Annotated in this window: 11 protein-coding genes and 1 tRNA gene; 9 read left to right on the top strand and 3 right to left on the bottom strand. The window is 69.8% G+C overall.

All coding sequences use genetic code 11. From position 1 onward, the window contains the following. Positions 1 to 88: 88 nt before the first annotated feature. The gene (locus ACFO6S_RS18805; RefSeq protein WP_378419499.1) at positions 89 to 460 is read left to right on the top strand and encodes a limonene-1,2-epoxide hydrolase family protein; all 372 of its coding nucleotides are present in this window, start codon (positions 89 to 91) and stop codon (positions 458 to 460) included. Positions 461 to 529: 69 nt separating this feature from the next. Here the strand turns inward: ACFO6S_RS18805 and ACFO6S_RS18800 are convergent. The 3 genes from ACFO6S_RS18800 to ACFO6S_RS18790 all read right to left on the bottom strand — a co-directional run bounded on the left by ACFO6S_RS18800 (position 530) and on the right by ACFO6S_RS18790 (position 2,499). Beyond that, positions 530 to 605: transfer RNA gene (locus tag ACFO6S_RS18800), tRNA-Arg, on the bottom strand. A gap of 245 nt (positions 606 to 850) precedes the next feature. Beyond that, on the bottom strand, positions 851 to 1,570 hold the full coding sequence (locus tag ACFO6S_RS18795) for a DUF305 domain-containing protein (protein ID WP_378419498.1): 720 nt from the start codon (positions 1,568 to 1,570) through the stop codon (positions 851 to 853). Continuing rightward, entirely contained in the window at positions 1,570 to 2,499 is a 930-nt protein-coding gene (locus ACFO6S_RS18790) for a DUF3105 domain-containing protein (protein ID WP_378419497.1), read from the bottom strand. The genes ACFO6S_RS18795 and ACFO6S_RS18790 overlap by 1 nt, the downstream gene beginning before the upstream one ends. 128 nt (positions 2,500 to 2,627) lie before the next feature. On the opposite strand from ACFO6S_RS18790, the gene argS reads away from it, so the two are divergent. From argS to prfA, 8 genes are all read left to right on the top strand, one after another. After that, entirely contained in the window at positions 2,628 to 4,280 is a 1,653-nt protein-coding gene (argS, locus tag ACFO6S_RS18785; RefSeq protein ID WP_378419496.1) for an arginine--tRNA ligase, read from the top strand. Beyond that, positions 4,277 to 5,704 carry a diaminopimelate decarboxylase gene (lysA, locus tag ACFO6S_RS18780; RefSeq protein ID WP_378419495.1) on the top strand — a complete coding sequence of 476 codons (1,428 nt, stop codon included), beginning with the start codon at positions 4,277 to 4,279 and terminating at the stop codon, positions 5,702 to 5,704. Before argS ends, lysA begins: the two co-directional genes overlap by 4 nt. After that, positions 5,697 to 7,010, top strand: a complete 1,314-nt coding sequence (locus tag ACFO6S_RS18775) for a homoserine dehydrogenase (protein ID WP_378419494.1) — start codon at positions 5,697 to 5,699, stop codon at positions 7,008 to 7,010. Before lysA ends, ACFO6S_RS18775 begins: the two co-directional genes overlap by 8 nt. Continuing rightward, positions 7,003 to 8,091 carry a threonine synthase gene (thrC, locus tag ACFO6S_RS18770; protein ID WP_378419493.1) on the top strand — a complete coding sequence of 363 codons (1,089 nt, stop codon included), beginning with the start codon at positions 7,003 to 7,005 and terminating at the stop codon, positions 8,089 to 8,091. Before ACFO6S_RS18775 ends, thrC begins: the two co-directional genes overlap by 8 nt. Positions 8,092 to 8,120: 29 nt before the next feature. After that, positions 8,121 to 9,053 carry a homoserine kinase gene (gene thrB, locus ACFO6S_RS18765; RefSeq protein WP_378419642.1) on the top strand — a complete coding sequence of 311 codons (933 nt, stop codon included), beginning with the start codon at positions 8,121 to 8,123 and terminating at the stop codon, positions 9,051 to 9,053. 424 nt (positions 9,054 to 9,477) lie between these two features. Continuing rightward, on the top strand, positions 9,478 to 11,577 hold the full coding sequence (gene rho, locus ACFO6S_RS18760) for a transcription termination factor Rho (RefSeq protein WP_378419492.1): 2,100 nt from the start codon (positions 9,478 to 9,480) through the stop codon (positions 11,575 to 11,577). Positions 11,578 to 11,779: 202 nt separating this feature from the next. Continuing rightward, on the top strand, positions 11,780 to 12,013 hold the full coding sequence (gene rpmE / locus ACFO6S_RS18755) for a 50S ribosomal protein L31 (RefSeq protein WP_378419491.1): 234 nt from the start codon (positions 11,780 to 11,782) through the stop codon (positions 12,011 to 12,013). A 103-nt stretch (positions 12,014 to 12,116) separates the two neighbouring features. Continuing rightward, positions 12,117 to 13,196, top strand: a complete 1,080-nt coding sequence (gene prfA, locus ACFO6S_RS18750) for a peptide chain release factor 1 (protein WP_378419490.1) — start codon at positions 12,117 to 12,119, stop codon at positions 13,194 to 13,196. Positions 13,197 to 13,239 lie beyond the last annotated feature (43 nt).

Here is a 13,239-nt window from a genome sequence, read left to right as displayed (position 1 = left end):
AACCGACGCACGGCCGTCGCCGGGCGGCCCAGAATGGGGCTGCGCCCGGACCGACCGCGCGGGCGCTCGACCATCGCGAGGAGTACCCATGGATCCAGAGGCCGTCGTCACCGAATTCTGCGCACGCTGGGCGGAGGGCGATCCCGGCAGCCTCGTCGACTACTTCACCGAAGATGCCGTCTACCACAACATTCCGATGCAGCCGGTGGTCGGCAAGGCGGCGATCAAGGAATTCCTGGCCGGCTTCCTCGGGGCCTTCGGCGGCATCGAGTTCCGGGTCCACCGGCAGGCGTCGAACGGCGGCGTGGTGTTCAACGAGCGCACCGACGTGTTCACGATCAACGGCACGACCGTCGAACTGCCGGTGACGGGGGTGTTCGAGGTCGCCGCGGACGGCCGGATCGCGGCCTGGCGCGACTACTTCGACATGGCACCGTTGACCGCGCTCGGCGGCGGGTAGCCCGCGCTGTTCGTACGAACGAAAGAACCCCGACCCAGGTGAACTGGATCGGGGTTCTCTCGTGAATCGTGGTGCCCCCGGCAGGATTCGAACCTGCGGCCTTTCGCTCCGGAGGCGAACGCTCTATCCCCTGAGCTACGGGGGCCCGCCGAAACTTCCGGCGTGCCGTTGGGCGGGGTTAGCGTAACCCATGCCCTGCCCGGATCCACAATTGCGGGTCGATGTCGGGAAAAACTCCAGGTGCAACGGGTTTGACCGAGGGCTCCGCGCGTTCCCGGCCGGTCGTGCGGAGACCGTCGGGCCGCCCACGCGGACCCGCCCGACCGGCCGAATGTCGCACTCGCTCACCGCTGAGCTGACGCGAGTGCGACATTCGGACCGGTGCTTGGGTCAGTTCATCGGCAGCGGTGCCGCGCCCTTCGCGGCGAGCAGAGCGGTCATCCGGTCGGACTCGCTCTGCTGGGTGTCGACCATCGTCTGGGCGAGGTCCCGGACCGTCGGCACCTGCGCGTGCTCCGCGCCGTACTCCATCATGTGCAGGCCACCCTGGTGGTGGCGCAGCATCAGCTGCAGGAACAGCACGTCCGACTCCTGGCCGCGAGCCTGCCGCAGGGCGGCCATGTCGGCGGAACTGGCCATGCCCGGCATGGTGGGCGTCCCGCTCGCCGCCTCGGCGGTGGTGCCCATGTCGTGCCCGGGCATGTCGGACATGTCGTGGTCCATCCAGGCCATGTAGTCGCCGGTGGGCAGCAGCGGCTGGTCCCACAGCGACAGCCATCCGGACATCTGCCCGATCTGGTTCTGCTGCGTGGTCAGGATGTCGTACGCCAGGTCCCGGACGGCGGGGTCCTCGGCGTTGGCGATCGAGATCGCCGCCATCTCCACGGCCTGGTTGTGGTGCACGATCATGTCCTGCGCGAAGCCGACGTCGACGGAGCCGGCGACCGGGGTGGCCTGGTCCTTGTGCAGGAACGCGTTGGCCAGGAAACCGAGGCCGAAGCCGATCGCCAGGACCGCGATCATGCCGAGCACGGCGAGGGCGGTGCGCTGGCTGCGCCCGGTCGTGGCGGACTCCGCTGCGGGCGCGGACTGCCCGCTCTGCTCGGTCATTACTGACCGGCCGGCGCCGGTGCCGGCTCGGGTGCGGGTGCGGCCGGCGGGACCAGGCCGCCCAGGTCGCCGAGGTTGCCCAGGTCGCCGAGGTTGCCGCCCTGCGCGCCGCCGAGCTCACCGGTGTCCGGGGTGATGCCCGCGCCGTCCATGGAGACCGCGTCGGGGCCCGGAGCGGTCGGGTCGAACGCCGGCGGGTTGTCGGGGTCGAACTGGCCCGGGATGGTCGAGCAGCTCGCGCCCTTCTCCGGGTACGCGCCGAAGTTGTTCAGCCGCAGCGCCGCGACGAACTGGTTGACCCGCGGGTCGTCCGCGCTGTCCACCTTGAGCTGGTGGCCCCAGCTCTGCAGGGAGATCGGCGAGTCCAGGCCGGGGTACGGCGACATCAGCATGTAGGACTTGCCGTCGACCTTGGACTCGAGCTTCTCGAGATCGTCCGCCGACACCGTGTCCGGGTTGTACGCGATCCACACGGCGCCGTGCTCGAGCGAGTGCACCGCGTTCTCGGTGCGGATGGCGGTCGGGTAGACGATGCCGGTACAGGTCGCCCAGGTGGCGTCGTGCGGCCCACCGAAGGGCGGCGCCTGGTCGTACGCCACCCGCTGGGTCGCCGAGACGTGCAGCGCGGCCGGGTACTCCTTCTTCACGACGCCGTCAATGCCGGTCGAGGGATCCGGGTTGTCCGCGGACGGGGCGAACTTGTCGGCCTCCGCCTTCTCCTGGGCCTTGGGCACCAGGCTCACCGCGAGCAGGCCGACGAGCGCGATGACGGCGACGATCGCACTGATCGTCAACCAGGGGATTTCCCGCTTCTTCGGCATGCCGGACTTCGTCCGGGCGCCGCCGGAGCTCTTCTTGGCGGCTTTCATCGCCTTGGCTGACTTGGCGCCGCTCTTCTTGGCGTCACTATTTTCCGAACCGCTGGGCATCGGTGGGTGCTCTTTCGGTGGTGGGACAACAGTCCATCAGGCGCGGGGCGTCCCCCCGCAGGCGCACCCACTGTACGTTCTGTGCCTGAGCGCAGGCTTTGAACCGGCAGACCATAGGATATGTACCTGTGACTCCTGCTGATCTTGCCGAACTCCTGCGCGCGACCGCCGCGGAGGTCCTCACCTCGCACGGGCTGGACGCCGCCGTGCTGCCCGCGACCCTGGCCGTCGAGCGCCCGCGCAACCCGGAGCACGGCGACTACGCGACCAACGTCGCCATGCAGGTCGGCAAGAAGGCCGGCGTCAATCCGCGCGACCTGGCGACCTGGCTGGCGGAGGCGTTGACGGCCGCCGAGGGCATCGAGACGGCCGAGGTGGCCGGCCCCGGATTCCTCAACATCCGGCTGGCCGCCGCCGCACAGGGCGCGATCGTCGCCAAGGTGATCGAAGCGGGCGCGGCCTACGGCACGTCGGCAGCCCAGGCCGGTCGACGGATCAACCTCGAGTTCGTCTCAGCGAACCCGACCGGCCCCATCCACCTCGGTGGCACCCGCTGGGCCGCGGTCGGCGACGCGCTCGGCCGCATCCTCTCGGCGCAGGGCGCCGACGTCACCCGCGAGTACTACTTCAACGACCACGGCGCGCAGATCGAGCGCTACGCCCGTTCGCTGATCGCCGCGGCCAAGGGTGAGCCCGCGCCCGAGGACGGCTACGCCGGTGCGTACATCTCGGAGATCGCGGCCACCGTGCTCGAGCAGCGCCCCGACGCGCTGAGCCTGGACGCCGACGAGCAGCTCGAGGCCTTCCGCTCCGTCGGCGTGGCGCTGATGTTCGACCACATCAAGCGGACCCTGAAGGAGTTCGGCGTCGTGTTCGACGTCTACTTCCACGAGAACTCGCTGTTCGAGTCGGGCGCGGTGGAGAAGGCCGTCGCCACCCTCAAGACCAGCGGAAACCTCTACGAGGAGGACGGCGCCTGGTGGCTCAAGAGCACCGACTTCGGTGACGACAAGGACCGCGTCGTCATCAAGTCCGACGGCAACGCCGCCTACATCGCCGGCGACATCGCCTACTTCCAGGACAAGCGTTCGCGCGGCTTCGACCTGTGCATCTACATGCTCGGTGCCGACCACCACGGCTACATCGGCCGGCTCAAGGCCGCCGCCGCCGCGTTCGGCGACGACCCGGACACCGTCGAGGTGCTGATCGGGCAGATGGTGAACCTGGTGCGTGACGGCGCCGCGGTGAAGATGAGCAAGCGGGCAGGCACCGTGATCACCCTCGACGACCTGGTCGAGGCGATCGGCGTCGACGCCGCCCGGTACGCGATGATCCGCTCCTCGGTGGACTCGAGCCTGGACATCGACCTCGAGCTCTGGGCCAGCACCACGAGCGAGAACCCGGTCTACTACGTGCAGTACGCGCACGCCCGCCTGGCGTCGCTGGCCCGAAACGCCGCAGAACTGGGCCTGGCCACCGACAATCCGAAGCTGGAACTGTTGACCCACGACCGGGAGGGCGATCTCATCCGAACGATCGGTGACTTCCCCAAGGTGGTGACGGCCGCCGCCGACCTGCGCGAACCGCATCGCATCGCCCGGTACCTCGAGGAACTGGCAGGCGCCTACCACCGCTTCTACTCCGAGTGCCGCGTGCTGCCGATGGGCGACGAGGTGGCGGGCGATCTGAACACCGCGCGACTGGCGCTCTGCGGTGCGGCCCGTCAGTCCCTCGCCAACGGCCTGGCACTGCTCGGCGTCAGCGCACCGGAGCGGATGTGAGCGCGCATCCGGCCGGGCCCCGGCACGCCGAGATCCCGCACGCCCCCGGGCTCCCGCCGCGACCTGCCGCGGGCGCCGAGGCGACCGACCTGCCCGAGGCGGTGTGGCCGCGGAACGCCGACCGGGGTGCGGACGGCGTCGTGCGCCTCGCGGGCGTACCGGTCACCGAGCTGGCCGAGGAGTACGGCACCCCGCTGTTCGTGATCGACGAGGACGACTTCCGCTCCCGGTGCCGGGACATGGCGCGCGCCTTCGGTGGTGCGGACCGGGTGCACTACGCGTCGAAGGCGTTCCTGTGCAGCGAGATCGCCCGCTGGGTCGCCGACGAGGGGCTGTCGATGGACGTCGCGTCGGGCGGCGAGCTGACGGTCGCGCTGCACGGCGGCTTCCCCGCCGAACGGGTCACCATGCACGGCAACAACAAGTCGGTCTCCGAGTTGCGCTCGGCGGTCTCGGCCGGGGTCGGTCACGTGGTGCTGGACTCGATGCAGGAGATCGATCGACTCGACGCCGTCGCCCGTGAACTCGGCGAGGTCCAGGAAGTCCTGATCCGGGTCACCGTGGGCGTGGAGGCGCACACCCACGAGTTCATCGCGACCGCGCACGAGGACCAGAAGTTCGGCTTCTCGCTCTCCGGCGGTGCGGCGATGGACGCGGTGCGGCGGGTATTCGAGACGGAGAACCTGCGACTGGTCGGCCTGCACAGCCACATCGGCTCGCAGATCTTCGAGGTGGACGGCTTCGAGCTGGCCGCGCACCGGGTGATCGGCATGCTGCGGCAGATCGAGGACGAGTTCGGCACCGAGCGTGCCGCGCAGGTCTCGATCGTCGATCTCGGTGGCGGCCTGGGCATCTCGTACCTGCCGAGCGACAACCCGCCGCCGGTCGACGAGCTCGCGGCGAAGCTGGCGAAGATCGTCGCGGACGAGTCGGCCGCGGCAGGTCTGGCGGTGCCGACCCTGATGGTCGAGCCCGGACGCGCGATCGCCGGTCCCGGCACGGTGACCCTCTACGAGGTGGGCACCGTCAAGGACGTCCGGTTGGACGGCGCCGCCACCAGGCGATACGTGAGCGTGGACGGCGGGATGAGCGACAACATCCGCACCTCGCTCTACCAGGCCGAGTACGACGTCCGGCTGGTCTCACGGGAGAGTGAGGCCGAACCGGTCGTCGCCCGGGTGGTCGGGAAGCACTGCGAGAGCGGTGACATCGTCATCCGCGACACCTGGATGCCGGAGGACGTCAACGCGGGAGATCTCCTCGCCGTTGCCGCCACTGGCGCATACTGCTACTCGATGTCCAGCCGCTACAACCTGTTGACCCGACCCGCAGTGGTCGCGGTCCGCGACGGTCAGTCCCGACTCGTCCTACGCAGGGAAACAGTGGAAGATCTGCTCAGCTTGGAGGTACGGCAACATGACTGAACCGAACGGTGCCGCCGCGATCGGTGTGGCGGTCCTTGGCCTCGGCAACGTGGGCAGTGAGGTCGTGCGGATCCTGCGCGAGCACGCCCAGGAGCTCGAGTCCCGCGTCGGCGCACCCCTGGTGTTGCGCGGCATCGCGGTACGCAGCACCGAGGGTGACCGTGGGGTCCCGGCCGAGCTGCTGACCACCGACGCGGACTCGCTCGTCGCCCGCGACGACGTCGACATCGTCGTCGAGGTGATCGGTGGCATCGAGGTGCCCCGCAAGCAGATCCTGTCCGCGCTCAACGCGGGCAAGTCCGTGGTGACGGCGAACAAGGCGCTGCTGGCGGACTACACCGGCGAGCTCGCCGAGGCCGCCGAGAAGGCGGGTGCGGACCTGTACTTCGAGGCCGCGGTCGCCGGGGCCATCCCGGTGATCCGTCCGCTGACGCAGTCGCTGGCGGGGGACCGGGTGACCAAGGTCGCCGGAATCGTCAACGGCACCACCAACTTCATCCTCTCCGCGATGGACGAGACCGGTGCGGACTACGCCGACACCCTGGCCGAGGCGGGCCGGCTCGGCTACGCGGAGGCGGACCCGACCGCGGACGTGGAGGGCTTCGACGCGGCTGCCAAGGCGGCGATCCTCGCGTCGATCGCGTTCCACACCCGCGTCACCGCGGCCGACGTCTACCGCGAGGGCATCTCGAAGATCACCTCGGCGGACCTGGACGCGGCCAAGGCCCTGGGCTGCACGATCAAGCTGCTCTCGATGTGCGAGCGGGTCACCAACGGCGACGGCGAGGAGCGCATCTCGGCCCGGGTCTACCCGGCGCTGGTGCCCCGTGACCACCCCCTGGCCACCGTCAACGGCGCGTTCAACGCCGTCGTGGTCGAGGCCGAGAACGCCGGCCGCCTGATGTTCTACGGCCAGGGCGCGGGCGGCGCCCCCACCGCGTCGGCCGTCATGGGCGACCTGGTGATGGCCGCGCGCAACAAGGTTCACGGCGGCCGCGGCCCCCGGGAGTCGAAGTACGCGGACCTCAAGATCGCACCGATCGGCGAGATCCCCACCCGCTACTACGTCAACATGCAGGTCGCCGACCGCGCCGGCGTGCTGTCCGCGGTTGCCGCGGAGTTCGCCAAGCACGACGTCAGCATCTCCACGGTGCGACAGGAAGGCTCCGGCGACGGCGCCGGTCTGATCGTCGTCACCCACTGGGCGAGTGACGCGGACCTGTCGGAAACCGTTGCCGCCCTTGCCAAGCTCGAATTCGTCACCGCCATCACCAGCGTTCTCCGATTGGAAGGTTCCAGTGAATAGCCCCCGCACGCACACGCCCGTCCACAAGCCCTGGCCCGGACTGATCGAGGCGTACCGCGACAGGCTCGCGATCGGCGAGAACTGGAAGACGATCACCCTGCGCGAGGGCGGCACGCCGTTGCTGCCCGCCGGGCACCTCTCGGAGCTCACCGGGTGCGACGTCTACCTCAAGGTCGAGGGCCTCAACCCCACCGGCTCGTTCAAGGACCGCGGCATGACCATGGCGGTCACCGACGCCCTGGCCCGCGGCCAGAAGGCCGTGCTGTGCGCCTCCACCGGCAACACCTCGGCCTCGGCCGCCGCGTACGCCGCCGTCGCCGGCATGACCTGCGCGGTGCTGGTGCCGCAGGGCAAGATCGCGATGGGCAAGCTGGCCCAGGCCGTGATGCACGGCGCCAAGATCATCCAGGTGCAGGGCAACTTCGACGACTGCCTCGAGTTGGCCCGCAAGACCACCGCGGAGTTCCCGACCATCGGCCTGGTCAACTCCGTCAACCCGGTCCGGATCGAGGGTCAGAAGACCGCCGCGTTCGAGATCTGCGACGCGCTCGGCAAGGCGCCCGACGTGCACGCGCTGCCCGTCGGCAACGCCGGCAACATCACCGCGTACTGGCGCGGCTACTCCGAGTACTTCGCGGACGGCATCACCTCGGTGCGCCCGCGGATGCTCGGCGTGCAGGCCGCCGGTGCCGCCCCGCTCGTCCTCGGCCACCCGGTCTCCAACCCCGAGACCATCGCCACCGCGATCCGGATCGGTTCGCCCGCCTCGTGGGACGGTGCGGTCAGCGCCAAGGAGCAGTCCGGCGGCGCGTTCCGGTCCGCCACCGACGAGGAGATCCTCGAGGCGTACCGGCTCATCGCCCGTACCGAGGGTGTCTTCGTCGAGCCCGCCTCCGCGGCGTCCGTGGCCGGTCTGCTGGCCGCGCGCAAGGAGGGTTGGCTGGACTCCGGACTCACCGTGGTGTGCACGGTGACCGGTAACGGGCTCAAGGACCCGGACACGGCGTTGGCGGGAATGCCTGCGGTGCAGCCCATTCCGGTTGACCCGGTGGCGGTGGCCCGGTCGCTCGAGCTGGTTTAGTGGGTATGCCGCGGATCGAAGAGGGCGTGATGACGCAGACGTTGCCGGCCGGGCTGACGGTCACCGCGCGGGTGCCCGCGTCGACGGCCAACATCGGGCCCGGGTTCGACACGCTGGGTCTGGCGCTGGGCTACTTCGACGAGATCACGGTCACCACCACCGAGGCGGGGCTGACCGTGCGGGTCGAGGGCGAGGGGGCCGACGACGTGCCGTGCGGTCCCTCGCACCTGGTCGTGCGCGCCATCGAACGCGGCCTTGAGGTCGCCGGCGTCTGGGTTGGCGGACTGGACGTCTACTGCCGCAACGTGATTCCGCATTCGCGCGGACTCGGATCGTCCGCCTCGGCGGCGGTCGGCGGCCTCGCGGCGGCCAACGGGCTGGTCTCCAAGCTCGACCCGGCGCTGGCCCTGAGTCAGGCGCAGCTGGTGCAGCTGTCCTCCGAGTTCGAGGGGCACCCGGACAACGCCTCGGCGAGCGTGCTCGGCGGCGCGGTGGTCTCCTGGTACGAGGAGCCGTCGGAGACCGGCGAGCCGCGTCAGTTCTTCGCCACGCGCCTCGAGGTGCACCCGGACATCCGGATCGTGGCACTGGTGCCCGCCGAGCACTCGTCCACCGCGCTGACCCGGAGCCTGCTGCCGGAGCTGGTCCCGCACGCCGACGCCGCGTTCAACGTGAGCCGGGCGGCGCTGGCCGTGGTGGCGCTGACCGAGCGACCCGAGCTGTTGATGGCGGCGACCGAGGACCGTCTGCACCAGAGCCAGCGGGCGGCGGCGCTGCCGCTGACCACCCGGTGGGTCGCGTTGCTGCGCGAGCACGGCATCGCCGCGGTGGTCTCCGGTGCCGGTCCGACGGTGCTGGCACTGGCGAAGCAGCCGCTGCCGGACGAGTTGCGCCTGGCGGCGGAGGCCGAAGGAATGGTCGTCCTCGACCTCGAGGTCGCGGACGGCGTCCAGGTCCACTGATCTCCCGTCCGCGTCCGGTCCACCCGTCGAGGTGGCCGGCGCGGACGCCGGACAGCGGTGGCACGCGGCACACCGAATTGCGTGAACCTTGCCGAGCAATGGCTTGACAGCTATTGTGGGCATTGTCCGCCCATCGTGCGCGTCAGTCGCCGGTGCTCTACCAGGGCAAATCAACTCCCGAAGTCCGGAGCTCTCCGTATCCCGGAAGCGTCGAATTGTGGAGTTCCTGCTCCTGGCTTGCTCCTCTCGCGAATTTTCTGCGGTGATGGATTGCAAACGTGCCTGCTTGCGGGGCCACGGGGGCGAACGAGCCGAAAGTTCCATCCAGCGAACACGTCCGGCACATCCGAACTCAGCCATTGAGCTGATCTTCGGGACGAACCCTCGACTCTGCGCGTGCGAGCGAGGGAAGGAAAGGATCTCCGTGACCGATACGGAACTGATCGCTCCTCCTCAACTCGATGCTGCGGCCTCCGCCGCGACGAGTGCGACGAGCGGATCTTCACTCACTTCAGCTTCGGCGCCCGCCGTGGCCGCCTCCACGAAGCGCGCCGATGCTCGCCGCGGCGCCGGGCTGTCCGGAATGGTGCTCGCCGAACTGCGTGGGCTCGCCGGGGAACTCGGCATCAAGGGCACCTCCGGTATGCGGAAGGGCGACCTGATCGCTGCCATCAAGGATCGTCAGGGCGGAAGCGCTCCCGCCGAGGCCAAGGCCGTCAAGACCGAGGCTCCGGCCCGGGTCGAGGCGTCGGCCCCCGAGTCCGCTCCGGCGGCAGCTCGGGTCGAGGCCCCCACGCGTACCGAGTCCCCGGCGACCGCCGAGGCCCCGGCCCGCGAGAGCGCGCCGGTCCAGGCGTCGGAGCCCAGCCGCGCAGGTGGCGAGCAGTCGGGCGACGGGGAGCAGGGCGGCCGTCGCGGTCGTCAGCGCCGCGGCGCCTCGCGGCCTGCCGGCTCCGGCGAGCAGGGCGAGGCCACGGAGCAGGGCGAGTCCAGCCAGGCCCAGCAGGGCGAGCGCAACCAGGGTGGCGAGCGCAATCAGCAGGGTGGCGACCGCAACCAGGGTGGCGAGCGCAACCAGGGTGGCGAGCGCAACCAGGGTGGCGAGCGCAACCAGGGTGGCGAGCGCAACCAGGGTGGCGAGCGCGGTGAGCGCGGCCGTCGTGACCGCAACCAGCAGGGCGACCGCAACCAGCAGGGTGGCGAGCGCAACCAGGGCAACAACGGCCCGCGCAATGACAGCCGGGGCGGCGACGACGAGGGCGAGGGCCGCGGCCGTCGCGGCCGTCGCGTCCGCGAGCGTCGTCGTGGGCGTGACCGCGGCGAGAGCGGCGGCGGCATGGACAACCGCGAGCCCGAGCTCCGCGACGACGACATCCTGCAGCCGGTCGCCGGCATCCTCGATGTGCTCGACAACTACGCCTTCGTGCGGACCTCCGGTTACCTGGCCGGTCCGAACGACGTCTACGTGTCGATGAACCTGATCCGCAAGAACGGCCTGCGTCGCGGTGACGCGGTGACCGGCGCGGTCCGCGTCCCCCGCGAGGGCGAGGCGCCCGGTTCCAGCCAGCGTCAGAAGTTCAACCCGCTGGTCCGCATCGACTCCGTCAACGGTGGCGACGTGGAGGCGGCCAAGCGTCGCCCCGAGTTCGGCAAGCTGACCCCGCTGTACCCGAACCAGCGGCTGCGGCTCGAGACCACGCCGAACATCATCTCCACCCGCGTCATCGATCTGGTCATGCCGATCGGCAAGGGACAGCGCGCGTTGATCGTCTCGCCCCCGAAGGCGGGCAAGACGACGGTGATCCAGGACATCGCGAACGCCATCGCCACCAACAATCCCGAGTGCTACCTGATGGTCGTCCTGGTCGACGAGCGTCCGGAAGAGGTCACCGACATGCAGCGCTCGGTCAAGGGTGAGGTCATCGCCTCCACCTTCGACCGCCCGCCGGGAGACCACACGGCGGTCGCCGAGCTCGCGATCGAGCGGGCCAAGCGCCTGGTCGAGAACGGCCGCGACGTGGTCGTGCTGCTGGACTCGATCACCCGACTGGGGCGCGCGTACAACAACTCCTCGCCCGCGTCGGGACGCATCCTCTCCGGTGGCGTCGACTCGACCGCGCTGTACCCGCCGAAGCGTTTCCTCGGTGCGGCCCGCAACATCGAGAACGGCGGCTCGCTGACGATCATCGCCTCCGCGCTGGTCGAGACCGGTTCGACCGGCGACACGGTGATCTTCGAGGAGTTCAAGGGCACCGGCAACGCCGAGCTCAAGCTCGACCGCAAGATCGCCGAGCGTCGGGTGTTCCCCGCGGTCGACGTCAACATGTCCAGCACCCGCAAGGACGAACTGTTGATGAACCCGGACGAGTTCGCGGTCGTGCACAAGCTGCGCCGCGTGCTCTCGGGTCTCGACACCCACCAGGCCATCGACCTGCTCGTCAATCGGCTCAAGAAGTCGAAGAGCAACATCGAGTTCCTGATGGAGGTCTCCAAGACCGCGCCGGGAGCCATGGGCGACGACTAGTCGCGGCCCGCATCCGCACGGCACCGTCGTGCGGATGCGGGAACAGAATTCGCGCCGGGGCCGTTTAGGACAACGTGGGCTGCTCTGGCAGAATCAACCCTCGCGTCTCACGGCAACCGCCGCGAACGAGCAAAACCATGTCCGGTTCCGGTTCACGTCCTCGAGTGGCGAGGGCGACCCGGCGACCATTGAAAGGGACACCATGAAGGCAGGAATTCACCCCAACTACGTGGCGACCACCGTCGTCTGCGGTTGCGGTAACACGTTCGAGACCCGCAGCACCAAGGAGTCCGGACGGATCAACGTCGAGGTCTGCTCGCAGTGCCACCCGTTCTACACCGGCAAGCAGAAGATCCTCGACACCGGTGGACGCGTTGCGCGCTTCGAGGCTCGCTACGGCAAGCGCGCCGGCAAGAAGGCCGACGCCGACAGCTAGCTTCACCGCCGACGCCCGTTCTGTGTTCACACAGGCCGGGCGTCGGCTTTTTTGTGCGAGAAAGACTCGACACGCGAGATCACCCTTACGAGCGGAGCGAACCATGGCGGGCAACACCCGGCCGTCGGCCATCGACGACATCCTGGCCGAATACTCGGGCCTCGAGCAGCAGATGTCCGACCCGTCGCTGCACAACGACCCCGCCGCTGCCCGCCGAGTGGGCAAGCGGTTCGCCGAGCTCGCTCCGGTGATGGCGACGATCACCAAGCTGCAGACCGCCCGCGAGGATCTCGAGGCCGCCCGTGAACTGGCCGCCGACGACTCCAGCTTCGCCGCCGAGCTGCCCGAGCTGGAGACCACGGTCGCCGCGCTCGACGTCGCACTGACGGACCTGCTCGCCCCCCGCGACCCGCACGACGGCGACGACGTGGTCCTCGAGGTCAAGTCGGGGGAGGGCGGCGAGGAGTCCGCACTCTTCGCCTCCGACCTGGCCCGGATGTACGTCCGCTACGCCGAGCGGCACGGCTGGCGGGTGGAGGTGCTCGACGCCACCATCTCGGACCTCGGCGGATACAAGGACGCGACCATCTCGATCAAGTCGAAGGGCGACACCCGCGACGGCGTGTGGGCCCGGCTCAAGTTCGAGGGCGGCGTGCACCGCGTGCAGCGGGTGCCCGTGACCGAGTCGCAGGGCCGGGTGCACACCTCCGCCGCAGGCGTGCTCATCTACCCCGAGCCCGACGAGGTGGAGGAGGTGCAGATCGACGAGACCGATCTGCGCATCGACGTGTACCGCTCGTCCGGCAAGGGCGGCCAGGGCGTCAACACCACCGACTCCGCGGTCCGGATCACCCACCTGCCCACCGGCATCGTCGTGACCTGTCAGAACGAGCGCTCGCAGCTGCAGAACAAGGCGCGCGCGATGCAGGTGCTCGCCGCCCGGCTGCAGGCCGCCGCGGAGGAGGCCGCCGCGGACGAGGCGTCGGCCGGACGTCAGAGCCAGGTGCGTACCGTCGACCGGTCCGAGCGCATCCGGACCTACAACTTCCCGGAGAACCGGATCACCGACCACCGCATCGGTTTCAAGTCGCACAACCTCGACGCGGTGCTCGACGGCGACCTCGACGCGTTGCTCGACGCGCTGGGCAAGTCCGACCGGGAGGCCCGGCTCGCGGCCGAGTGACCTGTGCGGCCGGTGACGGAACCGGCCGGGCCGCCCCGCAGGG

The organism is Rhodococcus kronopolitis (genome assembly GCF_042654025.1).
Taxonomy (GTDB): domain Bacteria; phylum Actinomycetota; class Actinomycetes; order Mycobacteriales; family Mycobacteriaceae; genus Rhodococcus_G; species Rhodococcus_G kronopolitis.
This window is presented reverse-complemented; position numbering and strand designations above follow the sequence as displayed.